We start from the raw sequence: 23,901 nt of genomic DNA on the forward strand, positions 1-23,901 counted from the left end.
GGTGGTGGTGGGATCAGCCGCGCGAGAACCGCAGGTGCATCGACACCGGCGCCGCGTGCAGCTGGGCGTTCGGGAGGACGCCCGGCCCGCAGGCCGCGCTGCCGACGCCGTGCTGGGCGACGTCGAGGTGCAGCCAGAGCTTCCCGTCCCGGGCGAGCTCGTGCGGGTGCGCGGCCTCCTCCAGCGCGAGGTCGGACCACGGCCGGGCCGACAGCTCGATCCCCAGCTGCGGCTCGCGGCCTCGCCGGACCTCGCCGACCTCGATCACCAGCGGCCCGTCGGGCAGCGCGATCTCGGCGCGGGTCACACCGCGACGGGCGCCGTTCTCCTGCGGGTGCGTGTAGCGCGTCTGCAGCTCGCCGAGCGTCCGCTCCCACGCGCCGCCGCGGGCCGCGCGGCCGGAGTCCGCGTAGGACTCCTCGGGGCCGAACCCGTGCCAGGCGACGCGGGCGTCGTCGGGCACGTCGACGTCGAGCACCAGCAGCAGGCCGAGCCGCGCCACGCTCTCGGGCCAGCGCCCCTCGGGGTCGATGGTCACGTGGAGGTCGACGGCGTCGCTCCCGTCCGCGACCGGCCGCCACGTGTAGGCGGTGCGGAAGCCAGCACCCGTGGTCGGGCCAGCCGTCCGCGCCTCGACGCTCACGGCCTCGTCGCGCACCGCGGCCCGGACCTTCCGCTCCGCCAGGAGGTGGAGGCCGACGCTGCGCCACCGCTCCTCGTCCGAGGGGCCGGTCCACATCCCCGAGCGCCGGTCGTTGTCGGTCGGGGCGCGCCACGCGTCGACGCGGAGCTCCTCCACGCCGAGGCCGAGCAGCTGCGTCAGCGATCCGCGACGGTCGAACCGCGCACCGCCGGCGACGAGCGCGCCGTCCGCCTCCGCCGTCGCACGTCCCGTGGCGGGAGCGAGCGCGGCGGGGGCGGCGAGGAGCACCTGGCCGCTCGCGATGGCGTCGCCGTCCGCGAGCCACTCGCGCTCGAGGCCGCGGGCCTCGCGCTGCACGGCGGCGAGGGTCCACCAGACGGGCGCGTCGCCGTCGTGCGGCACCGCGAGGTCCGACGGCGGGGCCACGCGCGCGGACGCCCCGGGCTCCAGGTGGAGGTCGATCTCGCCGGCGGCCAGCGTCTCCTCGCCCCGGTGCGCCGTCCACGTGAACGCCAGGTGCGAGGTGTCGCGGAAGGAGTACCGGTTGCGGACCAGCAGCGCGGCGCCGTCGTCGGTCGGGTCGAGCCGCACGGGCGTGAACACCGCCGCGGTCTCGATCAGCGACGGCGCGGGGGTGCGGTCGGGCAGGACGAGTCCGTCGGCGATGAAGGTCCCGTCGTGGAACCGCTCGCCGAAGTCGCCGCCGTACGCGTGGAACTCGCGGCCCTGCTCGTCCGTGCGCAGCAGGCCGTGGTCGATCCACTCCCAGATGAAGCCACCCATGAGGCGCGGGTAGCGGTCGAACAGCGCGTCGTAGTCGCTCAGCCCGCCCGGGCCGTTGCCCATGGCGTGCGCGTACTCGCACTGCAGGAACGGCATCCGGCGACGGCGGGCGTCGAGGTCCGCGCGGGCGAGCGGCGCCTCGACGCCGCGGCCGATGAGCTCGGTCTCCTGGCTCGTGGCGTACATCCGCGAGTAGACGTCGACCTCGTCGCTGGAGTAGTCGCCCTCGTAGTGCACGGGGCGGGTCGGGTCGAGCTCGCGGACGCGGTCGGCCATCGCGGCGATGTTGATGCCGCGGCCGGCCTCGTTCCCGAGCGACCACATCACGATGCTCGCGTGGTGTCCGTCGCGCTTGACCATGCGGGTGACGCGGTCCACGAGGACGTCCGTCCACGCGGGGTCGTCCATCGGGTTGCCGTCCCAGGTGAACGTCTCGAAGGAGGCGCCGTCCTCGGTGGTCGCCTTCATCGGGAGCCCGACGTTGCCGACGTTCTCGAACCCGTGGGTCTCGAGGTCGTTCTCGTCGATGACGTAGAGGCCGTACCGGTCGCACAGGTCGAGGAAGTGCGGGTGCGGCGGGGAGTGGCTCGTGCGGACGGCGTTGACGTGGTGCTTCTTCATCAGCAGCACGTCCTCGAGCATCCGCTCGGGCGTCACGGAGCGGCCGCGCAGCGGGTCGAACTCGTGCCGGTTCACGCCGCGGAGCTTGACCGGCCGACCGTTGACGAGGAACACGGCGTCCTCGATCGTGATCCGGCGGAAGCCGACGTCCAGGCGCACGGTCTCGCCGGCGGTGGTGACCTCGACGGCGTACAGGCGCGGCGTCTCGGCGCTCCACGGCTCGACGGCGACCTCCACGGCGGTGGACGCGTCGGCGTCGACACCGAGCTCGGCGATCCGCACGCGGACCGCCGCGGGGTCGATGCGCCCACCCAGCAGCGACTCGGCGGTGACGGCGAGGCTGCCCGTCCCGGTCGTGTGGTCGTAGTCCGCGACGACGGCGACGTGGTCGAGCCCGTCGACCGGCCGGTGCTCGAGGGAGACCGAGCGGAAGATGCCCGAGAGCCACCACTGGTCCTGGTCCTCGACGTAGGACAGGGCCGACCACTTCGTCACGCGCACCGCCAGGAGGTTCTCGCCGGGCTGCACGCGCGCGGTGATGTCGACCTCGGTGGGCAGCCGGGAGCCGTGGGAGTGGGCGATCGACTCGCCGTTGAGCGCGACCTCGAACCACGAGTCCACGCCCTCGAAGCGGAGCAGGGTCGCGCCGTCGGCGGGCCAGTCCTCCGGGAGCGTGAACGTCAGGCGGTACTCGCCGGTGGGGTTGTCGTCGGGGACGAACGGCGGCTCGACCGGGAACGGGAACAGCTTGTTCGTGTAGGCCGGGGTGCCGTAGGGCCAGGCCGTCGGGGCCTCGGCGAGCTGCCAGTGGCCCGGGACGGCGAGGACGTCCCAGTCGGCACCGGCGTCGTCGCGCGTCACCCCGGTGTCCGGGTGCGGGAAGAGGCGGAACCGCCACTCGCCGTCGAGCGACCGCGACGACGCGGAGGACGCCCCGGTCGGGGGGCGGAAGCGGGGGGCGACAACCCCCAGGGGCGGGCTGACGGTCTCGTGCGTGACGGTGGTGGCCATGTCTCCTCCTCGAGTGCGTTCAACGTTGTACCCTAGCAAGACACTCATAGTCCGACGTTGAACTAGCCAGGTCAGAGAGGACCCGTTCCTTGCCTTCCGCACACATCACCATCGAGCCCGCGTTCACCGTGGGTCCGGTCCGCCGCGGCACCTTCGGGAGCTTCGTGGAGCAGTGGGGCCGCGCCGTCTACAGCGGCATCTACGAGCCCGGACACCCGACCGCGACCGAGGAGGGCTTCCGCGGCGACGTCCTCGAGCTGGTGCGCGAGCTGGGCATCTCCACCGTGCGCTACCCGGGCGGCAACTTCGTCTCCGGGTACCGCTGGGAGGACGGCGTCGGACCGGTCTCCGAGCGTCCGGTGCGCCAGGACCTCGCGTGGCACTCGCTCGAGACCAACGCCTTCGGCCTGAACGAGTTCATGGCGTGGGCGCGCAAGGCCGAGATCGAGCCGATGATGGCCGTCAACCTCGGCACGCGCGGGCTGCAGGAGTCGCTCGACATCCTGGAGTACGCCAACGGCACCGAGGCCACGGCCCTGGCCGACCTGCGCCGCAGCCACGGCGTCGAGGACCCGTACGGCATCACGTTCTGGTGCCTGGGCAACGAGATGGACGGGCTCTGGCAGATCGGCCACAAGACGGCGCGGGAGTACGGCCGCCTCGCGTCCGAGACCGCGCGGGCCATGCGCCGCGCCCAGGCTGACCTGACGCTCGTCGCGTGCGGCTCGTCGTCCTCGAACATGCCGACCTTCGGGGTCTGGGAGCGCGAGGTGCTGGAGGAGGCCTATGACGAGATCGACCTCATCTCCGCGCACGCCTACTACCGCGAGGAGAACGACCTCGGCTCGTTCCTGGCGAGCGCGCTGGACCTCGACTACTTCGTGGAGTCCGTGGTCGCGACGGCCGACGCGGTCGGCGCGGCACGCAAGTCGCGCAAGCGGATCAACCTCTCCTTCGACGAGTGGAACGTCTGGTACCACGAGGAGGAGGACCCGAGCGTGGTCACCGGCGGGGCCTGGCCGCACGCCCCGCGGATGGAGGAGGACGTCTACACGGTGGCCGACGCCGTCGTGGTGGGCGGGCTGCTCATCGCGCTGCTGCGCAACACGGATCGTGTCCACTCGGCCAGCCTCGCGCAGCTGGTGAACACGATCGCGCCGATCATGACCGAGCCCGACGGCCCGGCGTGGCGGCAGACGATCTTCCACCCGTTCGCCCTGACGTCGGCGCACGCGCGCGGCGAGGTGCTGCGGGTGGCGATCACCTCCGACACCTACGACACGGCGCGCTACGGCCGCGCCGACCTGGTCGACGCCGTCGCCACGCACGACGCCACGACCGGCGACGTCGTGCTGTTCGTGATCAACCGCTCGCTCTCCGACGCCACCACCGTGACGCTCGACGCGCGCGCGTTCGGCGGCGCGAGCGTGGTCGAGGCCGTGACGTACGCGTCGGCGGACCACCACTGGCGCGCGACGGCGGAGGACCCGACCTCGGTGCTTCCCGCGCCGAACGCGTCCGCGGTGGTCGAGGACGGGCGCCTGCGGGTCGAGCTCCCGGCCGTGTCCTGGAGCATGGTGCGGCTGACGACGGCGGCGGTCGCCCCCGCGGGGGTCGCCCCCGCGGCGAGCTGATCCCGGGCGCACGACGACGTCGCTGACGTCGTCCGAAGCCCCGCCGGCCCTCGGCCGGCGGGGCTTCGTCGTGCTCGGGCGGGGGTGGGGTGCCGGGAACGCAGGAGCCCCGGACCCGCAGCGCGGATCCGGGGCTGGTCCCGCGGGCGTGGCGCCCGCACGGCGATCAGTTCAGCGTCGCCAGCTCGGAGGCGGGGTCGGCGCCGTTGGCGATGTTCTGCAGCACGATGCCGAGGTCGGTCTCGAGGCCGCCGTTCTCCGACGTCAGCTTGCGCGCGTGGCTGGCGCCCTGGATCGCGTCGGTGACGGCGGCGACGCTCGCCTTTGCCGTCTCCGACTCGTCGTCCGCGAGCTCGACCGTCACGTCGGACGCGGCGGGGAAGCCCTGCATCATGTCGACCCAGATCTGCTGGCCCTCGCCGACGGCCATGAACTCGGCGAACGTCGCGGCCGCCTCGAGCTTGGCGCCCTCGAGCTCGCCGCTCAGCGCGATCGCGTAGTCGACGCCCGTCGTCGCCGACGCCTCGTTCTCGCCGAGGGTGGGCATCGGCAGCATGCCGAGCACGTCGTTCTCGACGGCGCTGCCCGGCGTCTCCGTGTTGTCCGCCAGCGTGGCGCTCACGTGCCACGAGCCGGTCGGCATCGCCAGGGCGCGGCGGGCCATGAAGTAGTCGTCGCGGGCGGCCGGGTAGGTGACGGTCGACGTCGCGCCGTCCTGGAACACGCCGTCGCTGAACAGGCTCTGCCACGTGGTGGCGGCAGCCACGAGGTTCTCGGAGTCCCAGTCGAGGTCGCCGGCGGCGGCGGCGTAGACGTCCTCGCCGTCGCCGTACTGGGTGGTCAGCCAGACGAAGAGGTCCGAGGCGTGCCACGCGTCGGCGGCCCCCATCGCGAACGGCGTGTAGCCGGCGGCGCGCGCCGCCTCGCTGAAGGCCAGGACGCTGTCGAGGTCGGTCGGCAGCTCGAGGCCCAGCTCGTCGATCAGGGTCTCGTTGTAGAGGAAGAACTCCGAGCCCGCGGTGAGGATCGGCAGCGCGGCGACCGTGCCGTCCGACGTCGTGGTCGACTCGAGCAGCTCCGGCTTGACCTGGTCGATCCAGTCCGCGGCGAAGTCGTCGGTCGGCAGCGCGTACTCGGCGTAGTCGTCGAAGGCCGAACCGACCTGGATGCCGTAGATGTCGGGCACCTCACCGGCCAGGATCAGGTTGTCGAGCTCGCCCAGGTAGTTGCTCGCGCCGTCGGCGCCCTGGAAGTCGATCCTGATGTCGGGGTTCTCGGCCTCGAACGCCTCGACGATCGGGTTCCACTGCTCGGCGGAGGGGATCCAGGTGCGGAAGGTGAGGGTGACGGAGCCGTCCTCGGCGACGTCGTCCCCCGAGCCGCCGCCGCAGCCGGCGAGGACGAGGGCGGCCGTGAGGGCGGTGGCGGTGATGCTGGTGGCGCGCAGGCGCCGGGAGCGGACGGGGTTCATGAATCCTCCTTGATCGATGACAGGTGTGTCGGGATGAGGGGTGGGGTCAGCTCTTGACGGCACCGGCGGTGATGCCCGCCTGGAGGTACCGCTGGCTGAAGAGGTAGACGATCACCGAGGGGATCGTCATGAGGATCAGGCCGGCGTACAGCTGACCGATCTGCTCCTGGCTCATGCGCTCGAACTGCAGGAGCGAGATCGCCTGGGTGACCGGGTACATGCCCGGGTCGGAGATGAGCAGGTTCGGCAGCAGGTACTCGTTCCACGAGTACACGAACGACAGGACGGCGATCGTCGCCAGCGCGGCCCCGCTGAGCGGCAGGAAGATCCGCCAGAAGATGCCGAACATCGAGCTGCCGTCGAGCGTCGCCGCCTCCACCAGCTCGTGCGGGATGCCGTCGAAGTGGTTGCGCATGAGCAGCAGCATCACCACGACGTTGAACGCGACCAGCGGCAGGATCACGCCGATGTAGGTGCCGCGCAGGCCGATGGTGTTGATGGTCGCGAAGAGCGGGGTCACCACCGAGGCCACGGGCACCGCGAGGCAGATCAGCAGCACGCGGTACAGGACCGTGCGGCCGCGGAACTGCATCTTCGAGAACGCGAAGGCAGCCACGCTGGCGATGATCACGATGATGACCGTCGTCCCCCGGCGAGGAGGAAGCTGTTGCCGATGGCGGCCCAGTAGTCGAAGTTGTCGTGGTTCAGCACGGCCGAGTAGTTGCCCCAGCCGCCGACGTCGAAGGACTTCACGATGGCGACGACGATCGGGTACATCCACATCGCGACGAGGATGCCGATGGCGGCGTACATCGCGGTCCACGCGAGGAGACGCTTCTTCCGCATGACTCACTTCTCCCGGTTCGAGACGCGCATCTGCGCGAGGGCGAGGGCGAAGGCGAGCGCGAGGATGATCACGCCGATCGCCGAGGAGTAACCGGCCTCGCGGCCCTGGCGCTCCTGGTAGAGGAACGTGCTCAGGACGTGCGTCGAGACGCCCGGCCCACCCATCGTCGTCAGCCAGACCGTGTCGAAGGTCTTCAGCGAGCCGACGATCCCGAGCAGGATCAGGACGTTCGTGGTGCCGCTGAGGGATGGGATCGAGATCGCGACGAGGCGACGCCACCAGCCGGCGCCGTCGATCTCCGCCGCCTCGTAGAGCTCCTCCGGGATCGACATCAGGCCGGCGTAGTAGACCATCATCGAGAAGCCCATCCACGAGAAGATCCCGATGATCGCGATCGACACGATGCCCAGATCGGCCCCGAGCCACTGGACGATGTCTCCCTCGCCGAGGATCCCGAGGCTGCGCAGCGTCTCGTTGAGGGAGCCGTAGTTCGCCTCGAAGATGAACTTGAAGACCGTGGCGATGATCGCCGGTGCCATCGCGATCGGCAGGAAGAACACGGCCTTGAAGACGTTGCTCCCCGGGATCCGCTCCTTCGCGATGACGGCGACCAGCAGGCCGAGGACCGCCTGCAGCACCACGGTGATCACCATGAAGACCGCGGTGTTCCGCAGCGCGATGTAGAAGGTGCGGTCCTGGAACATCTGGACGTAGTTGTCGAGGCCGACGAACTCCATCCGGGTCAGCCCGTTCCAGTCGGTCGTGCTCGCGTAGAGGGCGAAGCCGATCGAGTAGTAGAGGAGTCCGCCCGCGATGAGCACGACGGGTGCGACGTAGAGGTAGGGCGTCCACCGCCCACCGAATGTCTTCATGCCAAGCCCTCCAGTGCAACGTTGAACTACGAAGCACGGCGACAGGGTCGAATCTCGGATCCGCCGGTGGTGGCCGGACCGTAGTTCGACGTTGAACTGAACGTGTTCTGGGAGCGTAGCACAGCCGCTCGGGACGGCCGCCGCGAGTCGGGTCGCCGCGTCATTGCGCCGTTCGCGGCCCGTCGAGCCTCCTACACTGAGGGTCAGGGCGCGGCGAAGCGGCCCGTCGGTGGGTCGGAGCTACGGAGGTCGGATGGCGCGCGTCAGACTCGTCGACATCGCCCAGAAGGTGGGCGTGAGCACGAAGACCGTGTCGAACGTCGTGAACGGCACCGGCTGGGTCGGTGAGAACGTCCGGGCCCAGGTGCTCGCGGCGATCGACGAGCTCGGCTACCGGCCCAACCTCGCCGCGCGGCAGCTGCGGAGCGGCTCCAGCGGGCTCCTCGGACTCTGCGTGCCCAACCTCCAGGAGCCGTACTTCGCCGAGTTCGCCTCCGAGCTCGTCGACGCGGCCCAGGTCCGTCGTCTCACCGTGCTCGTCACCCAGAGCAAGGGCGACCGCGCGGTGGAGCTGGACATGCTCGACGGCACGAGCCTGCCCGCCCTGGACGGGCTCGTCTTCAGCCCCCTCGCCGTCACGCCCGACGACGTCCGCAGCCGTCGCAGCACCGTCCCGCTCGTGCTCATCGGCGAGCACGGCGAGACGCTCGCCTCCGACACCGTCTGCCACGTCGGTCCCGACAACGCCGCCGCTGCCGAGCACGCGACGCGCTACCTGCTCGAGTCGGGTCGCCGTCGCATCGCCGCGATCGGCCTCCAGACGCACGTCGCCGACACCGCCGTCCGTCGCTTCGAGGGCTACCGCCGCGCGCTGGCGACGGCGGGGGTCGAGCTCGACCCGGACCTCCTGATCGAGGTCGAGCGCTACAACCGCGCCGAGGGGTCGCAGGCCATCGAGCGGCTGATCGCCCGCGGGGTCCCGTTCGACGGCGTCTTCTGCTTCACCGACACGCTCGCCTTCGGCGCCCTCCACACGCTCGGGATGCACGGGATCGCGGTGCCGGACGACGTCATGCTCGTCGGCTACGACAACATCGACGAGAGCCGTTTCACGGTCCCGCCGCTGACGACCGTCGACTCGGGGGTCTCGAAGGCCTGCTCGCTCATCCTCGACGTGCTCGCGGGGACGAACGAGATCCCGACGGACGGCCGGATCACCGTGCCGCACGAGCTCGTCGTGCGCTGAGACCGCTGCTCGCCGGACCCGACTCGTTAGCCTGACCCCGACCACGTTCGCACGACGTCGGGGGAGCGCCATGTGGGGCAGGAAGAAGCAGGACACGGTCACCTCGACCCAGGTCGATCCGGCCACCCCGGCGCTTGTCGTCGAGCCGCTCGACGCCGACTGGACCGAGAACCTCACCCGGATGCGGGAGTGGGTCGCCTCGTGCGTCGCCGGCAACGACCCGCCGCTCGACCTCGCCCACGTGCCGACGGCGCTGTCGGTGATCGACGCGCTGCTCGCCGACGGGATCCGCGCGGACGAGACGTGGAAGCTGCAGGCGCTCGGCGCGGTGCTGGGCGACGCGATGGCGCGCGACCTCGGCGTCCCGTGGCGCCTGGTGACCGACCAGTGGGGCGCGACGCTGGGACTCCACCTGGGTGGTGAGATCGTCGCCTACCCGCTGACGATGATCGCCAAGCGGGTCGAGGCGGGGGAGCCGGTCGACGTGCGGACGCTGTTCGTCACCGCGACGGACCACGTGCGGGGGCTGCTGGCGCAGTCCTGAGGGTCGAACGGCGCCGGCCCCCAGCTCTCGGCTCTCAGCCCTCAGCCCTCAGGTCTCGGACCGCGCCGAGACCGGGTGCCGTTGCCGACGTCGCGGATGGCGCGGCTGCAGCCCGCGCAGACGCTGCGCCACGACCTCACCCAGCGTGACCCCGGCCGCCAGCCCGAGGCCGATCATCCCGGCCTCCAGCAGCATCGACACACCCTGGGCGGTCTCCTCGTCGGAGACGATCGCGAGCATCCCGCGGTAGATGGTCAGGCCCGGCAGGAGCGGCACGATGCCGCAGACCGTCGTCACCAGGGCGGGCACGCGCAGCTTGCGCGCCGACGCGTCGGCCGCGAGACCGAGCGCGACGGCGGCACCCGCGCTCGCGATCGGCGCGCCCAGCCCGGCCCGGGTCAGGAGGTCGAAGACCAGGTAGGTCAGGCCGCCGGCCACCGCGGCCACGACGGCGGCGCGGCCCCGGCTGTAGGACGCGGTGGCCCACGCGGCGGAGGTCGCGGACGCGGCCAGCACGAGCACCACCAGCGGCCACGGGTTGGGCGGCAGGTCGAGCAGCACGAGGTTGACGCCGCTGCGCCGCGCCAGGTCGAGCACACCACCGATGCCGATCACGATGCCCAGCGTCAGCAGCACGACCTCGAACAGCCGGCCGCCAGCCGTGATCGGGAACCCGTTGATCGCGTCGTCCGCGGCGCCGACCATCGACATCCCGGCGAGCAGCGCGACGATGCTGGAGGCCACGACGAGCGACGGCGGCAGCGTCGTGAACTCGACCGGCAGCCCCGGGATGAGGGTCAGGAGGGCGACGGCGACGCCGGTCGCCACCGCGGCCCCGGCGATCTGCAGGAAGAAGGGCGGCAGCTGCCACCGCGCCAGGAGTCGCAGCACCGTGTCGATCAGTCCTGTCGTGACGGCGGCGACCGCGGCGACGATCAGGCCGCCGCCGAGCAGCACGCCGACGCTCGCCGCGAGCAGCGCCATCGCGGCCGTGACGACCAGCCGGCGGTAGGGGTGGGGCGCCGTGACGATGCGGTCCAGGGCGCCGTGCGCCTCCTCGAGCCGCTCGCGCGTCGCCCGCTCCCACTCCTCGACGGGTGCCTCGCGCAGGGGCGGCGCGGAGGCGACGTCGCGCGCGAGGTCGACGACGCGGGACATGCGCCCGTAGTCGGTGGCCTGCTCGTGCACCACGCGCAGCACGTTGGTACCGGTGGACTCGTGCTCGATGAGGATCGAGGTGAAGGTGAGGTCGATCTGGCAGCGCAGGTCGAAGGACCGGCAGACGTCGCGCATCGTGCCGAAGACGTCGGAGGCGGACGCGCCGAGGGACAGCATCGCCTCGCCCAGCCGGGCGGCGAGCTCGAGCGCGTCGCGCACGGTGCGCGGGTCCCGCGTGGTCGGGTCGGAGCGCCGACCGGTCGGGGTGACCGGCGGCTTGCCGGCCGTGTGGGCGGCCAGGCGGCGGGCGATGCGGGGCAGACTCACCTCTCGACCCTAGGTCGTTCCCGACGCCCCACGGACACCCCGCCTAGTCGCAGCTCGGCTCGCTGACCTCGACCGCCGACACGTCGGAGAGGCGGGTCATCGCCGTCTGGATCAGCACCTCGTCCGGCCCCACGGCGTCGAACGCCAGCTCGACGGTGTCGGCGACACTGCCCTCCTGGAGGAACTCGACCGCGATCGTCAGCTCGTCGCAGCCGGTGGTCGTGACGACCTCGACGTCGGCGCACGTCGGGCTGACACCGCTCGTGCACACGCCGTGCTCCCACCGTGCCAGGACGGTCCCGTCCAGGGACGTGAAGCCGTCCTGCTCGTGGCGCTCGACGATCTCGTCCGTCGACGTGCTCGGAGCCGACCCGCCGTCGTCGGTCCCACCCGTGCACCCGGCGAGCACCAGCGGGGCGAGCAGCAGCGGAGCCAGGAGCGGTCGGGCCCCTCTCACAGCACCACCAGGCTGACCACCAGGAGCACCACGGCCATCCCCGCGACCACGCCTCCCACCACCAGGAACACGCCGCCGCGGTGGTAGAAGGTGTCGATCACGGCGCGCTCGGGCCGATGCGGGTCGTAGGTGATCGGGACGGGACCGCTGGGGGAGAACGAGGTGGCGTTCATCCACGGCATGATCTGGCGGACCTGACCGTCGTCCGCGACGTACTCCACCTGCCAGGAGTGGCCCAGGAGCGCCCGGCCACGGATCCACCAGCCCATCGTCCGCGCCCAGCCGCGCCGCCGACCCCGTCCGGCGGCGAAGCCGACGAGCCAGAAGATCACGCCGAGCGCCAGGAGGGAGCCGGCGATGATGAGCAGCACGTGTCCCGGTTCCATCTTCTCGACGCTACCAAGCGTGCACCGGTACCGCCCGGCGCCGAGAGCCGAGCGCCGTCGTCGTCACGCGGCGTCGTCCCCCGGCGGCAGCGCCGGCCCCCAGCTCTCAGGCACGTCAGACCCGGCGGGGTAGTCCTCCAGCGGCACCTCACCGTCGGCCCACGCGGCGAGCACCTCGTCGCACAGCCGCCAGCACTCCTCGGCCGCGTCGCCGCGCACCGTGAGCATGCCGTTGCCGTCCAGGATCCCCGCGAGCACCTCGCCGTAGGGCCGCAGCGTCGCGTGCCGCATGTCGGCCCGCAGCACGCTCTGGGTGAGCGCGAGCGAGTCGTCGGCCGCGTTCGTGGTGATGCGCAGCTCCATCGTGTCCGGGTTGAGCCCGATGACCAGCCGGTCCTTCGGGTCGGTCCCCGTGAGGCCGGAGGGCAGGTGGCGGACGTCGGCGAACGTGATCACGACGTGCTTGTGCGTCGTTCCGAGCGCCTTGCCCGACCGCAGCGTGATCGGCACGCCGGCCCACCGCGAGGTCGCGACCTCGACCGTGATCTGAGCGAGCGTCTCGGTCTCGCGCGACGGGTCGACGCCGTCCTCGTCGACGTAGGACGGCACGCGTCGGTCGTCGGTGACGCCGGCCGTGTAGCGGGCGCGACGGCTGGCGGTCCGGGCGTCGCCGCCCCACAGCCGCGTCGCGCGCAGCACCGCCGCCTTCGCGTCCCGCAGGTCGCGCTCGGTGATCGACGACGGCGGTTCCATGGTCACCAGCGCCATCACCTGCAGCAGGTGGGACTGGATCATGTCGCGCAGCGCGCCGGCGTGGTCGTAGTAGCCGGCGCGACCCTCGAGCGCGAGGGCCTCGTCGTAGGCGATCTCGATGCTCTCGATGTGCTCCGCGCTCCACACCGCCTGGAACATCCGGTTGGCGAACCGCAGCGCGATGATGTCCAGCACCGTGGACATCCCGAGGAAGTGGTCCACCCGGTGCACCCGGTCCTCGGGTACGAGGCGTTCCACCAGCGCGTTGAGCGCGCGGGCCCCGGCCTCGTCCTCGCCGAACGGCTTCTCCATCGCCAGGTGCAGCTCGGCGGGCAGGTCCAGCGGCTGCAGCGCCTCGCACACGCGGGCGGTGACGGCCGGGGGCAGCGCGAAGTAGAGCACGACGCGGCGGGCGCCGTCGCCGTCGCGCGCCCCGCCGTCGCGAGCCCCGCCGTCGTCCTCGACCCCGGACGCGAGCGCCAGCAGCTCCTGCAGCTGCGCGGAGTCCGTGGCGTCGAGGCAGCGGTACGACGACGACGCGGCCACGCGGTCGATCACCTCGTCCGCGGCGCCCCCCTCCGCCAGCGCCTCGCGCAGCACCGCGTCGAAGGTCGACGCCTCGACCTCGACGCGGTCGGCGCCGACCACCCGCACGTCGCGGTCGGGCTCCTGCGCGAGCAGCGAGCCGATGCCGGGCAGGAGGAGGCGCCGGGTGAGGTCGCCCGAGGCGCCGAGGACGACGAGCGTGGCGGGGAGGTCGCTCATGCGCTCGGGGTCCGGTCGGCGAGCGGGCCGGCGTCGGACGCCTCGGCACCCGCCGCCAGGGCGGCCTCGGCCGCCTCGATGGCGTCGGCGGCGCGGATGAGTCCGAGGTGGGAGAACGCCTGCGGGAAGTTGCCCATCTGACGGTCGTCCACGGTGTCGAACTCCTCGGCCAGCAGCCCGAGGTCGGTGCTCAGACCGACGAGGTGGTCCATGAGGCTGCGCGCGTCGTCCATGCGGCCGCTGTGCGCGTACTGCTCCACCAGCCAGAAGCAGCAGATGAGGAACGGGTGCTCGTGGCCCTCGAGGCCGTCGGTCCCGTCGGTGCGGTAGCGCAGCAGCAGGCCGTCGTGCAGCAGGTCGCGCTCCATCTGCTCCACCGTCGCGAGCATGCGCGGGTCGTCGTAGGGCAGGAAGCCGGTCTGCGGGATCTGGAGGAGCGACGCGTCGACCTCGGTGTTGTCGTAGGTCTGCGTGAAGCCGCCGGTCTCGGAGCTGACGCCGCGCTCGAGGATCTCCTCGCGCAGCTCGTCGCGCACGCGGGTCCACTCCTCGACGGGCGCGTCCAGCCCGTGCTCGGAGCACGCGCGCACCCCGCGGTCCAGGGCGGCCCAGATCATCACGCGCGAGTGCGTGAAGAAGTGCGGGTCGCCGCGCATCTCCCACAGGCCCTGGTCCATCTCGGGCAGCCGCTCGACGGCGAAGTCGACCATCGCGCGCTGGAGCGGCCAGGAGAAGTCGTCCTCGGGGACGCCGGCGTCGCGCAGCTGAGCCAGCGCGATCATCACCTCGCCGACGACGTCGGCCTGGAACTGGTCGACGGCGCCGTTCCCGACCCGCACCGGGCGCGAGTCCAGGTGCCCGACCAGGTGGTCGAGCTCGCGCTCGGGCAGCTGCCGCTCACCCGCGATGCCGTACATGATCTGCAGGTCCTGCGGATCTCCGGCGACGGCGCGCAGCAGCCAGTCGCGCCAGTGCAGCGCGACCTCGGTCCGGCCGTGCGCGAGCAGGGCCTCGAGCGCGAGGGCCGAGTCCCGCAGCCACACGAAGCGGTAGTCCCAGTTGCGCACGCCACCCGGGTCCTCGGGGAGCGACGTCGTGGGGGCCGCGACGATCCCGCCCGTGTCGGTGTGGGTCAGGGCGCGCAGCACGAGCAGGCTGCGGCGGACGGCGTCGGCCCACGGCCCGGAGACCTCGACCTGGGCTGACCAGTCCCGCCAGTAGGCGCGCGTGGTGGCCAGCGCCTCCTCGACGTCGAGCGGCTCAGGCACGCTGCTGTAGGACCGGGCCCACGCCAGGTCCCAGACGGCCTCCTCGCCGGCGGCCAGCGGGATGTCGCCCGCGTGGTGGTGGTTGTCGGGCGTGAGCGCCGGGCCGCGCAGCACGTAGGCGTCGGGGCCCGCGATCGCGAGGAGGTAGCCGTCGCCGTCCTCGCCGTCGTCCGTGACCCTCCGCACCCACGGGCTGGAGGCGCCGTACTCGGGGCGCAGCCGCAGGTCGTGCTCGATCCGCACCTCGCCCTCGGTGCACCGCGCGATGCGCACGAGGTCGGCGCGGTCGGTCCCGACGGGCATGAACTCGATGATCTCGGCGCGTCCGGTGGGCGTGCTCCAGGTGCTGCGCAGCACGAACGTGTCCTGCTCGTACTCGCGGTGCTCGAGCACGCCGTCGACCGGCGCGAGGCGCCAGCGGCCGTCGTCGGGCGTGCCGAGGATCGCCGAGAAGACCGCGTCCGAGTCGAACCGGGGCAGGCACAGCCAGTCGATGCTGCCGTCGGAGGAGACCAGGGGTCCGGTGCGGAGGTCGGCCAGCAGGGCGTAGTCGCCGATGGAGGAGGTCATCTCTCCAGGCAATCACGCCTGAGCCGCCCAGGAAAGCGGCGTGTTCGTCGGCGGGGCGCTCGGGGGCGGCGGGAACAGGTTCATCCAGATGAATGTTGGACCGGACATGAAGAAGATCGGGTTCCTGTCCTTCGGTCACTGGACGCCGTCGCCGCACTCGCAGACGCGGTCCGCGTCCGACGTGCTGCTGCAGTCCATCGACCTCGCCGTCGCCGCGGAGGAGCTGGGCGTCGACGGTGCCTACTACCGCGTCCACCACTACGCCCGGCAGCTCGCCTCCCCGTTCCCGCTGCTCGCCGCCGTCGGCGCCCGCACGAGCCGCATCGAGATCGGTACCGGCGTGATCGACATGCGCTACGAGAACCCGCTCTACATGGCGGAGGACTCCGGCTCGGCCGACCTCATCTCCGGCGGACGGCTGCAGCTCGGCATCAGCCGGGGTTCACCCGAGCAGGTCATCGAGGGCTACAAGTACTTCGGGTACGGCGCCCCCGACGGGCAGTCGATGGACGACGTGGCGCGCAGCAACACGGAGGTCTACCTCAAGGTGATCGACGGCGCGCGGTTCGCCGAGCCGAACCCGCGCCCGATGTTCCCCAACCCGCACCCCGGGCCGCTCGGCCTCGAGCCGCAGTCGCCCGGCCTGCGGACGCGCATCTGGTGGGGCTCCGGCTCGAACGCGACCGGCGAGTGGGCAGCGACGCTCGGGATGAACCTCATGAGCTCCACGCTGAAGAACGACGAGACGGGCGAGCCGTTCCACGTCCAGCAGCGCAAGCAGATCGAGGCCTATCGGGCCGCGTGGGCCGCGGCCGGTCACGAGCATGAGCCGCGGGTGTCGGTCAGCCGGTCGATCTTCGCGCTGGTCGACGACACGGACCGCGCGTACTTCGGTCGGGACGGCGGGAGCGAGGACCAGATCGGCAACATCGACGCGCAGACCCGGGCGATCTTCGGCCGGTCGTACGCGGCGGAGCCGGACAAGCTGATCGAGGAGCTCGCGCAGGACGAGGCGATCGCGGCCGCGGACACCGTGCTGCTGACGGTGCCGAACCAGCTCGGCGTCGACTACAACACGCACGTGCTCGAGGCGATCCTGGAGCACGTGGCGCCGGGGCTCGGCTGGCGCTGACCGACGGCCCCACCCCGGCGAGGGGTTTCTGCACCGCCAGCGAGGGGGTTGCGCACCACCCGCGAGGGGTTTCCGCATCGGCGGGTGTGCCGAAACCCCTCGCGGGTGGTGCGCAAACCCCTCGCCGGGGGTCGCGCCCTACGATCGGGGCGATGACCACCCGATCGGCCCGAGACGCTCCGCCCGACCCCCGCACCGCCGGCCGGCTCGGCCGGATCGCGCTGGCTCTCGCCGTCGCGAGCGTCGTCCTCGTCCTGGTCCACCGCTGGATGATGGGCGACGGCAGCGACCTTCCCATCGGCGCGGTCGCTCAGCAGTTCCGCGGAGCCCGCCCACTCGTCCTGCTGGCCTTCTTCGCGACGTCGATCACCAGCCTCACCCTCGCGGCCGTGAGCCTGTCCGAGGCCGGGCGCCCGCGGTTCGCCTCCGGCACCGCGCTCGTCCTGACGGTCGGCGCACTGATCGGCTTCGTCGTCGCGATCTGAGCACCGTCGGGTGCGACCGTCTCAGGGGCACTGCTCGCGCTCGTGGTCGGGGGAGTCCGACCCGACGAGCAGCCGGTCGCGCAGCACGGTGAGCGGCGCGCGGTCGGGGTCGGCGCAGACGTCGTCGAACGTCAGCGCGTCGTCGAGGGTGTCGGAGTACTCGATCTGGAGCACGTGCTCGCCGTACACCTCGCGGTAGGCGCCGCACTCGTCGTAGACGGCGCACTCCTCCACGACGGCGAAGTCGAAGCCGGCCTCCTCGCGCGCCGCCTCCCCGACGTCGGCCGCGTTCTTCTGCCCGACGGCGAGACCAGCGTCGTGCGCCCGGCCCACGTACTCGCTGGCCAGGGCGAGCGCACCCTCGCGCGCCACGCCGTCGAACCGCAGGAAGGTGTCGAGGTTGTCGAGCTCGACGGCGTCGAACCCCTTTTCCGCGCACGTGTCGATCTGCGGTCCGACGACGGCGAGGATCGCCTCGCGCTGATCCGGCGTGGTCGGGTCGAGGACGGCCTCGTCGGGCCAGTCGGGGTCCATCACGAGCGCGCCGTCCTCGCGCAGCAGCGCATCGGGGTGCTCGTCCTCCCAGCTCGTCAGCGCGCCCGGCTGGGTCTGGAAGCCGTTGAGGTAGCAGACGTTGTACGCCCCCTCGAGGGGATCGGCGGTGACGTCGCGCCCGACCACGGCGAACTCGCCCGCCTCGCCGTACGGCTCGCCGAGCTGGTAGTCGAACGGACCGGAGGTGGGCGGGAGTGCGGGCGTGGCTCCGCCGTCGTCCACCGCGGGTGAGCAGGCGGCGAGGGCGAGCGTGCACGCCAGCGCGAGGGTCGCCGTCGCCGTCGGGGAGGTGCGCATGCACGACGGTAGACCGCGTCGGCCTTCGGGGTGTGCGGCGGGGCTCTCCCCGGTAGCGTGGGAAGGGCCGGGCTCAGGCTCGGCACGAACGGCCGGAGCCGGTGCAGGGCGACCCCGGACGTCGCGCCCGCAGTCCCCAGCAGTGCCAACCCTGTGACGGCCTCATGAACCCGCCTCCGCTGCCCACCGGTCTCGCCCGTCGGCGCGCCCTCGTCGACCAGATCCGCGACGCCCAGGGGCTCTGCATCGTGCGCGGGGGGATCGGTGTCGGCAAGACGTTCCTGGCCGGGATGGCTGCGGTCGAGGCCAGGGAGGCCGGCAGCCTGGTCGTGTGGGCCGACGTCGCGACCCTCGCCGGCGACGGCGGGAGCGGCGCGGAGGTGTGGGCCGCGGTCGCTCGTCACCTCGAGCGGATGGAGACCCCCCTGAAGGCCGGGCCGATCGTGGTTCCCGCGCCGGTCGAGAAGCCGGTGTCCGCCGCCGAGGCGACCGATGCGGTGAGGCGGGCGGTGCTCGCAGCGGGCGGTGGGGTCGTGCTCGTGCTGGACGACGTCGACCGGTGCGAGGATCCGGCGCTCGCCGAGTGGGTGGTCGGTCTCGTGCGGCGCCTCCCCGGAATTCTCGTCGTGGCGACGTCGCGCCAGGTGACCGCGCTCGAGTCGCGGCTGGTCCGGGCCCGGGTCGACGTGACGCGGATCGGCCCCGACCTCGCCCTGGACGCGGCCGACGTCGCCGAGCTCCTCGGTGACCGCGACACGTTCGACGACGAGACGGCCGCCCGACTTCTCGAGGCGACGGGTGGGCACGCCCTCACCCTCGGGATGCTGCTCGTCGTGCTCGCGGAGACACGCCGCGACCCGGGCGTCGCCACGGCCCAGGAGCTCGGGCGGGAGGCCGCCAGGTGCGCCGGCGAGATCCTCGACTCCACCGTCACGCCCGAGCAGCAGCGCGCGCTCGGACCGCTCGCCGTTCCCCTGCGTCTGACCCGCTACCTCGCCCGGGCGATCGCCGGCGACGCCGCGCTCGACCTCCTCGACCAGGCGCAGGCCAGCGGGCTCGGGGCGTGGAGCGCGCGGACCGCCGCGCTGGTCGACTCCGACGACGGAGGTGTGTTCGACATGCTCGGCGTCTTCCGCCGAGCGCTCCGGGACGGGCTCCGACGCGAGAACCCGGGCAGAGAGAGCGCGTTGCTCCCGGTGGTTGTGGACGCCAGCCTCGACGAGCGCGGGTTCGCCGTGGCCGCGCTGGCCGCGGTGGACTCGGGGGAGCCGAGACTCCTCGAGGAGGTCTGTCGTGCGGCGTGGATGGAGCTGCGCCACGCCGATCTGAGTCTTCTCGCCCGCGTGATGTCGCCCGTCCAGGCCTGGCCCGTGGAGCGCTACCCGACGGTCGCCCTCACCCTCGGACTGATGATCTACCAGGACCCCGCGCGACAGCGCCAGGCCGAGCACTTCTTCCAGCTCGCAGCATCGGGGCTGGGGCTGTTCGCGCCGAGCGACAGCGCCGAGCGGGCCTACCTCGGCACGGTCCGCAGCATGGCGCAGCGCTTCCTCGGGCTGCCCGAGGAGGCTGCCCTCAGCGCCACCGCGGCGCTCGGGTCGTTGCGCGAGGTGACGATCGACGACGGAGCCCGACTGCCGGGTCACGCGTTCCTCGTGCGCAACATCGCGAGCGCGCTGTTCGTGGCCGGCTACAGCGACACCGCCGGCATCCTGCTGCAGGAGGCCTACGACGAGGAGGATCCCGACTCCGACTCGGCCCTCCTCACGGCCTGCCTGCTCGCGCTCGTGCTGGGGTGGGGCGGCGAGGCGGCGGCCGCCGAGCGGCTCACACGGTCGCACCCGCCGATGGCGGAGGCCGTGGCCGCGCTCGGCTCCTACGGCGCGAACGCCCTGCTGCGGACGCGGGCGATCCTCGCGCTCGAGCGTCGCGACGGCGAGGCGCTCGCCGCCGCGCTCGAGGGGGTGCGGTCGCAACCGACGCTGCTCGACGAGTTCGCGCCCCTGGGGGTGATCACCGAGATGCTCGCCGAGCTGAGCCGGGGAAGGCTCGCCGCCTCTCTCGAGGTCCTCGCGTGGGCCCGCGCCCACGAGTCCTACGCCTCGACCGCCCCCGTGTGGCGGGCGCGGCAGGATGCGCTGGGACGTCTCGTCCGGACGGCCGCCGGGGACGGCGCGGACGTGCTCCGCGAGCTGCAGGCCGCCCGGCAGGGTCCGCCGGAGCCCGGTGACCGGTTCGTCCACCTGCTCGACGCCGCGCTCCTGCTGGCGGCCGACGACGTCGAGGGCGCCCGGTCGACGATCGGCGAGACGCTCGGTGACGACGACGGGAAGCTCACGGTGGCGAGGCTCCTGGAGGCGGCGATCGCCGTGCGTGCCGGGGACCGGGAGAAGGCCGGACGCATGCTGGCGATCGTGCGCGAGCGGGCGCACGAGGGCTCCCTGCGAGGCTGGCTCCTGCTCACCCGTGCTGACCGCGAAGCTCTCGAGGCAGTGGACCCCGATGCGGTCGCCCACCTGGTGAGTCGGAACGTGCCGGTGGTGCTGCCGGTGGCTGAGGCGCCGGGCGGCGTGGGGTCGGGTGCTGTGGGTCCGGGTGCTGTGGGTCCGGGGGAAAACGACGGGACCGATGTCGGTGACGGTGGCTAGCGTTGGGGTCATGACCGACCAGAACGCTGCTCAGCCGTCCGACCTGTCCGACCTGTCCGCGCTCGACGCCGGAACGGTGCCGCTCGACCCCGCCTCGACGGCGGCGCTCGCGGCGGTGGGGCTCACGTACCGGAAGGTCGACGTCGCCGGCGAGGACTTCGACCGCTTCGCGCTCGCGATGGACCGCGGCTTCCTCGGCCAGCGCGGGACGCCCGAGCAGCTCGAGGGCTTCCGCGGGGCGATGGACGGTCGTCGCCCGATCGGGGTCTTCGACGACGCGGCGGTCGAGTCCGGCGTGCCGGTCGCCACGGTCGACACCTGGGTCGAGGAGGTGACGGTCGACGTCGGCCGCGTCCTGCCGATGTGGGCGATCAGCGGGGTGACGGTCTCGCCGACGCACCGGCGGCGCGGGATCGCGCGCGCGATGCTCGAGGGCGAGCTGCGGTCGGCGGCGGCGGCCGGATTCCCGATCGCCGGGCTCACGGTCTCCGAGGCGACGATCTACGGGCGGTACGGCTTCGGCCAGGCCGCGACGGCGACGTCATGGTCCGTCGACGCGCGTCGCGCGGGGTGGATCGGACCGCGTCCGACCGAGGGTGAGCGGCCCGGCCGGATCGATCCGATCGAGCGGGAGCACGCGCGCGAGGACGTGACGGCGCTGCACGACGTCGTCCGCCGCGGGCGACCGGGTGAGATCCGGGCCTGGGCGAACCTGTGGCGCTTCACGGTCGGTCTCGGGGCCGGTCAGGAGGGCGCCGCGAAGGTGCGCGCCGTGCGGTACACGGACGCCGACGGCGTGCGTCGTGGCGTGCTCGTGTACGAGATCGAGAACCACCCGGACGACTTCACCAAGAACACGCTGGCGGTGCGGTCGCTCATCGCGGACGGTCCGGAGGCCTACGCGGCGCTCTGGCGGTTCGCGCTGACCCACGACCTCGTGGCGACCGTGAAGGCCGAGCTGCTCTCGGCCGACGAGCCGTTGCGCTGGCTGATCGCCGACACCCGGGCGGCGACCGTGACGGAGCGGGACCACCACTGGCTGCGGGTGCTCGACGTGGCTGCGTGCCTCGAGGCGCGCACCTACCGGGTGCCGGGAGCGGTCACGTTCGTCGTGTCCGACCCGGTGGGGCTGACCGACGGCGCGTGGACGCTGACGATCGACGAGGACGGTGCCGGCTCGGTGACGGCGGGGGAGGCCGGTGCGGGCGCCGGTGGGCACGAGGTGCACCTCGGGATCGCGGAGCTGTCGGCGCTGCTCGTCGGGGGTGTCCGCGCGACCACGCTGCGCGCGGCGGGCCGCGTGGAGTGCGACGGCGATGCGGCCTCCTGGCTGGACGTCGCCCTCGCGCCGCTCGCGCAGCCCCGCCTGAGCGTCTGGTACTGACGAGGGGGTAGTTCCCGCCCCTCGAGGGGGTGGTTCCTGTCCCTCGAGGGGGTGGTTCGTGCCCTTCGAGGGGGTGGGTGCGGTCGTACTCGGGGGCTTCCTCAGCCCTGCGCGGAGGCGATTCTCCCCCGACCCGGGATGGCTCAGGCGAGCCCGAAGAGGTGGAGCTTGGCGGCGACCTCGAGGTTGGACGGCTCGACCTGGTGGGACCCGTCCGGGTACACGACGACGGGGATGTTCGTGCGTCCCGAGATCCGGTGGGCCTCCTTGGCGGCCTCCGGCTCGACGACGAGGTCGACGTAGGTGAAGTCGACGCCGAGCGAGATGAGCTGCGCCTTGGTCCGACGGCAGTCGCCGCACCAGTCGGCGCCGTACACGGTGAGCGTCGGGGTGGTGGGCGTGGGGGTGTCGGTGGTCATGGACCCATTCTCCGCCGAGTCGACGGACGGCAGAAGCACGGCGCGTCTATGGCGCCTTGGTGGTCGTCAGGTTGACGGGGCGGTCGGTCACGGCGACGTCGATCGTCTCGGTCAGGGTGTGATCGAAGGATCCGGCCTGGGTCGGGCCCTGCCAGTCGATCGTCCACGCGCTGGTGGCCTCGAGCGCGTACGTGCCCGACGACGTCCAGGTGTGGCCGCACACGGGCGTGCCCTGGAGGGTCATCGACGCCGGCGGCGCGGCGACCTCATCGCGGGTGCAGGTGACGGTCGTGCCGTCACCGGTGGTGAAGTCGACGCTGGCGAACGTGGCGGCGAGCGTGATCGTCAGGCCGTCCTGCGTCACGGTGGTCGTGAGCGGGCCGATCGCCGGGGTTCCGCCCTCGGCCCAGAAGTAGGCCGGGGCTCCGATGAGGACATTCGGGTCGACGAGGTCGGGCGCCGGAGCCATGCCGATCGTGATGGGGTCGAGGTCGAGCTGCGCGACGGCTCGACGCGCGGCCCCGGGTTCGTCGACCGGAGCGGCTGCGGGGGCTGCTGGTGCCCAGTAGCGCGAGATCGTCGGGCAGTCGGGGATGGTCGCGCCTGTGGTGTTGACGCATGGGTAGGGCGTGCATGTGACGATGACGCCTGTCGTATTCCCGGCCCAGACCAGGGCATCAAGTGGGGGTTGCGGGTCTGCGACGGCTACGTAGCAGTTTCCGATCCACGACCCGGCGGCATTTGCGCACGGTACGACGATGGCGCCGTAGGCGCAGACCCGAGGACCCGAATCCGCACCCTCCACTGGCGACAGGACCGGGTTGATCGGGTTGGCGCTAGAACCCCCTTGTCCGCCGCCAAGCGCCGAGCAATCGACGCCGACGACGTTGCCAAGAGCGTCGATGATGCTGCAGTCGCCGTTGCTCGGGTTCGAGGCAGCCTCGACGACGAAGGATGGTAACGCCCAGAGCGCAAGCGTGACGGCCACTAATGCCGAGTTTGTGAGCCGTCTCAACATGACTGCTCAACGAGCGCCTTGGCCTCGTTGATCGTCCAGTTTCCGGTCTGCTGATGCTGCATCAGCACTTCCCAGGTAAATCGGGAGGGAGTGGTCCTGGCGATCGGCATTCCCCCGCTATCGAGCGTGGACAGTTCGGAATAGTCGGCGCAGTACTGCAGTCGGATCTGTTCGTAGCCAGCGCCGCTGGGATCGGGGATGTACTCGATCAGAGACATGCTTGGGATCGCGGTCGATCCTTGAGTGCGCTTACTGTCGTCAGCGCTCGATTGGAATGCGGCACCCATGGCGTTCGAAATCTCGGGGGATCCCCAGTACATGTAGAGCTTGTCAGTCCAGGTCGCGAAGCCCTCGGCGCCGACCTCATCTGCACGCCGGTGGTAGTCCCGCACCGTCTGCTCCGCCTCGGCGACGTGCTGCTCCTCCACCGTCGGCGGGGTCTCCGTCTCCGTCGGCGTGGGCGCCTCGGTCGTCTCGGTCTCGGTTTCGGTCGGCGTCGCCTCCGTTGTCGTCTCGGAGGTCTCCGGCTCGCCCGGCTCGTCCTGTGGCGAGCACCCCGCCAGCGCGAGGATCACGGCGACCGACCCGCACGCCGTCGCCACCCACG

General features: G+C 72.1%; 21 protein-coding genes. 7 read left to right on the top strand and 14 right to left on the bottom strand.

The window, feature by feature from the left end; all coding sequences use genetic code 11:
- Window positions 1–13: 13 nt before the first annotated feature.
- The gene (locus C8046_RS11975; RefSeq protein ID WP_109229644.1) at window positions 14–3,058 is read right to left on the bottom strand and encodes a glycoside hydrolase family 2 TIM barrel-domain containing protein; all 3,045 of its coding nucleotides are present in this window, start codon (window positions 3,056–3,058) and stop codon (window positions 14–16) included.
- A gap of 89 nt (window positions 3,059–3,147) precedes the next feature.
- Between C8046_RS11975 and C8046_RS11980 the strand changes: the two genes are divergently transcribed.
- The gene (locus C8046_RS11980) at window positions 3,148–4,692 is read left to right on the top strand and encodes an alpha-N-arabinofuranosidase (RefSeq protein ID WP_109229645.1); all 1,545 of its coding nucleotides are present in this window, start codon (window positions 3,148–3,150) and stop codon (window positions 4,690–4,692) included.
- Window positions 4,693–4,858: 166 nt separating this feature from the next.
- Here C8046_RS11980 and C8046_RS11985 read toward each other — a convergent pair whose 3' ends face one another.
- Genes C8046_RS11985 through C8046_RS11995 form a run of 4 tightly spaced genes read right to left on the bottom strand, consistent with a single transcriptional unit; the run spans window position 4,859 to window position 7,882 of the window.
- A complete protein-coding gene (locus C8046_RS11985) occupies window positions 4,859–6,163 on the bottom strand; it encodes an ABC transporter substrate-binding protein (protein ID WP_109229646.1) in 1,305 nt (434 codons plus the stop codon).
- Between the two features lie 46 nt (window positions 6,164–6,209).
- Window positions 6,210–6,794, bottom strand: a complete 585-nt coding sequence (locus tag C8046_RS11990; protein ID WP_199224461.1) for a carbohydrate ABC transporter permease — start codon at window positions 6,792–6,794, stop codon at window positions 6,210–6,212.
- Window positions 6,791–7,009 (bottom strand): hypothetical protein, encoded by a 219-nt coding sequence (locus C8046_RS18805; protein WP_199224462.1) that lies wholly within the window; start codon window positions 7,007–7,009, stop codon window positions 6,791–6,793. Before C8046_RS18805 ends, C8046_RS11990 begins: the two co-directional genes overlap by 4 nt.
- Window positions 7,010–7,012: 3 nt before the next feature.
- On the bottom strand, window positions 7,013–7,882 hold the full coding sequence (locus C8046_RS11995) for a carbohydrate ABC transporter permease (RefSeq protein ID WP_109229647.1): 870 nt from the start codon (window positions 7,880–7,882) through the stop codon (window positions 7,013–7,015).
- A 253-nt stretch (window positions 7,883–8,135) separates the two neighbouring features.
- Between C8046_RS11995 and C8046_RS12000 the strand changes: the two genes are divergently transcribed.
- Window positions 8,136–9,128 carry a LacI family DNA-binding transcriptional regulator gene (locus C8046_RS12000; RefSeq protein ID WP_109229648.1) on the top strand — a complete coding sequence of 331 codons (993 nt, stop codon included), beginning with the start codon at window positions 8,136–8,138 and terminating at the stop codon, window positions 9,126–9,128.
- Window positions 9,129–9,198: 70 nt separating this feature from the next.
- A complete protein-coding gene (locus tag C8046_RS12005; protein WP_109229649.1) occupies window positions 9,199–9,672 on the top strand; it encodes a DUF3806 domain-containing protein in 474 nt (157 codons plus the stop codon).
- Between the two features lie 48 nt (window positions 9,673–9,720).
- On the opposite strand, the gene C8046_RS12010 is transcribed toward C8046_RS12005, so the two are convergent.
- The 5 genes from C8046_RS12010 to C8046_RS12030 all read right to left on the bottom strand — a co-directional run bounded on the left by C8046_RS12010 (window position 9,721) and on the right by C8046_RS12030 (window position 15,356).
- Entirely contained in the window at window positions 9,721–11,157 is a 1,437-nt protein-coding gene (locus C8046_RS12010) for a threonine/serine ThrE exporter family protein (RefSeq protein WP_109229650.1), read from the bottom strand.
- Window positions 11,158–11,200: 43 nt separating this feature from the next.
- Window positions 11,201–11,614 carry a hypothetical protein gene (locus C8046_RS12015; RefSeq protein ID WP_109229651.1) on the bottom strand — a complete coding sequence of 138 codons (414 nt, stop codon included), beginning with the start codon at window positions 11,612–11,614 and terminating at the stop codon, window positions 11,201–11,203.
- The gene (locus tag C8046_RS12020; protein WP_109229652.1) at window positions 11,611–12,000 is read right to left on the bottom strand and encodes a DUF3592 domain-containing protein; all 390 of its coding nucleotides are present in this window, start codon (window positions 11,998–12,000) and stop codon (window positions 11,611–11,613) included. Before C8046_RS12020 ends, C8046_RS12015 begins: the two co-directional genes overlap by 4 nt.
- Window positions 12,001–12,063: 63 nt before the next feature.
- Window positions 12,064–13,518 (bottom strand): glucose-6-phosphate dehydrogenase, encoded by a 1,455-nt coding sequence (locus C8046_RS12025; protein WP_109229653.1) that lies wholly within the window; start codon window positions 13,516–13,518, stop codon window positions 12,064–12,066.
- Window positions 13,515–15,356 (bottom strand): glycoside hydrolase family 15 protein, encoded by a 1,842-nt coding sequence (locus C8046_RS12030; protein WP_109229654.1) that lies wholly within the window; start codon window positions 15,354–15,356, stop codon window positions 13,515–13,517. The genes C8046_RS12025 and C8046_RS12030 overlap by 4 nt, the downstream gene beginning before the upstream one ends.
- A 106-nt stretch (window positions 15,357–15,462) precedes the next feature.
- On the opposite strand from C8046_RS12030, the gene C8046_RS12035 reads away from it, so the two are divergent.
- Both C8046_RS12035 and C8046_RS12040 read left to right on the top strand, forming a co-directional pair.
- Window positions 15,463–16,488, top strand: coding sequence for an LLM class flavin-dependent oxidoreductase (locus tag C8046_RS12035; RefSeq protein WP_109229655.1), 1,026 nt, complete (start codon window positions 15,463–15,465; stop codon window positions 16,486–16,488).
- 152 nt (window positions 16,489–16,640) lie between these two features.
- Entirely contained in the window at window positions 16,641–16,973 is a 333-nt protein-coding gene (locus tag C8046_RS12040) for a hypothetical protein (RefSeq protein ID WP_109229656.1), read from the top strand.
- A gap of 21 nt (window positions 16,974–16,994) precedes the next feature.
- Here the strand turns inward: C8046_RS12040 and C8046_RS12045 are convergent, their stop codons facing one another.
- Window positions 16,995–17,825, bottom strand: a complete 831-nt coding sequence (locus C8046_RS12045) for an endo alpha-1,4 polygalactosaminidase (protein WP_109229657.1) — start codon at window positions 17,823–17,825, stop codon at window positions 16,995–16,997.
- A gap of 164 nt (window positions 17,826–17,989) precedes the next feature.
- Here C8046_RS12045 and C8046_RS12050 point away from each other — a divergent pair, with 164 nt between their 5' ends.
- Window positions 17,990–20,473, top strand: a complete 2,484-nt coding sequence (locus C8046_RS12050) for a hypothetical protein (protein ID WP_109229658.1) — start codon at window positions 17,990–17,992, stop codon at window positions 20,471–20,473.
- Window positions 20,474–20,483: 10 nt separating this feature from the next.
- Complete coding sequence (locus C8046_RS12055) at window positions 20,484–21,857, top strand: GNAT family N-acetyltransferase (protein ID WP_158277209.1); 1,374 nt, start codon at window positions 20,484–20,486, stop codon at window positions 21,855–21,857.
- A 143-nt stretch (window positions 21,858–22,000) separates the two neighbouring features.
- On the opposite strand, the gene C8046_RS12060 is transcribed toward C8046_RS12055, so the two are convergent.
- From C8046_RS12060 to C8046_RS12070, 3 genes are read right to left on the bottom strand one after another with little or no spacing between them, the layout of a single operon-like run.
- The gene (locus tag C8046_RS12060; RefSeq protein ID WP_109229660.1) at window positions 22,001–22,276 is read right to left on the bottom strand and encodes a glutaredoxin domain-containing protein; all 276 of its coding nucleotides are present in this window, start codon (window positions 22,274–22,276) and stop codon (window positions 22,001–22,003) included.
- Window positions 22,277–22,322: 46 nt separating this feature from the next.
- Complete coding sequence (locus tag C8046_RS18100; RefSeq protein ID WP_146197151.1) at window positions 22,323–23,264, bottom strand: hypothetical protein; 942 nt, start codon at window positions 23,262–23,264, stop codon at window positions 22,323–22,325.
- A gap of 23 nt (window positions 23,265–23,287) precedes the next feature.
- Window positions 23,288–23,869, bottom strand: coding sequence for a hypothetical protein (locus C8046_RS12070; protein ID WP_146197152.1), 582 nt, complete (start codon window positions 23,867–23,869; stop codon window positions 23,288–23,290).
- Window positions 23,870–23,901 lie beyond the last annotated feature (32 nt).

It is taken from the genome of Serinibacter arcticus, assembly GCF_003121705.1.
Lineage (GTDB): Bacteria > Actinomycetota > Actinomycetes > Actinomycetales > Beutenbergiaceae > Litorihabitans.

Bases quoted from the DNA above. Each gene is read 5' to 3' on its own strand.
- C8046_RS11975 (WP_109229644.1), bottom strand. From the start codon at position 3,058: ATGGCCACCACCGTCACGCACGAGACCGTCAGCCCGCCCCTGGGGGTT.
- C8046_RS11985 (WP_109229646.1), bottom strand. From the start codon at position 6,163: ATGAACCCCGTCCGCTCCCGGCGCCTGCGCGCCACCAGCATCACCGCC.
- C8046_RS18805 (WP_199224462.1), bottom strand. From the start codon at position 7,009: ATGCGGAAGAAGCGTCTCCTCGCGTGGACCGCGATGTACGCCGCCATC.
- C8046_RS11995 (WP_109229647.1), bottom strand. From the start codon at position 7,882: ATGAAGACATTCGGTGGGCGGTGGACGCCCTACCTCTACGTCGCACCC.
- C8046_RS12000 (WP_109229648.1), top strand. From the start codon at position 8,136: ATGGCGCGCGTCAGACTCGTCGACATCGCCCAGAAGGTGGGCGTGAGC.
- C8046_RS12005 (WP_109229649.1), top strand. From the start codon at position 9,199: ATGTGGGGCAGGAAGAAGCAGGACACGGTCACCTCGACCCAGGTCGAT.
- C8046_RS12020 (WP_109229652.1), bottom strand. From the start codon at position 12,000: ATGGAACCGGGACACGTGCTGCTCATCATCGCCGGCTCCCTCCTGGCG.
- C8046_RS12025 (WP_109229653.1), bottom strand. From the start codon at position 13,518: ATGAGCGACCTCCCCGCCACGCTCGTCGTCCTCGGCGCCTCGGGCGAC.
- C8046_RS12030 (WP_109229654.1), bottom strand. From the start codon at position 15,356: ATGACCTCCTCCATCGGCGACTACGCCCTGCTGGCCGACCTCCGCACC.
- C8046_RS12035 (WP_109229655.1), top strand. From the start codon at position 15,463: ATGAAGAAGATCGGGTTCCTGTCCTTCGGTCACTGGACGCCGTCGCCG.
- C8046_RS12040 (WP_109229656.1), top strand. From the start codon at position 16,641: ATGACCACCCGATCGGCCCGAGACGCTCCGCCCGACCCCCGCACCGCC.
- C8046_RS12045 (WP_109229657.1), bottom strand. From the start codon at position 17,825: ATGCGCACCTCCCCGACGGCGACGGCGACCCTCGCGCTGGCGTGCACG.
- C8046_RS12050 (WP_109229658.1), top strand. From the start codon at position 17,990: ATGAACCCGCCTCCGCTGCCCACCGGTCTCGCCCGTCGGCGCGCCCTC.
- C8046_RS12055 (WP_158277209.1), top strand. From the start codon at position 20,484: ATGACCGACCAGAACGCTGCTCAGCCGTCCGACCTGTCCGACCTGTCC.
- C8046_RS12060 (WP_109229660.1), bottom strand. From the start codon at position 22,276: ATGACCACCGACACCCCCACGCCCACCACCCCGACGCTCACCGTGTAC.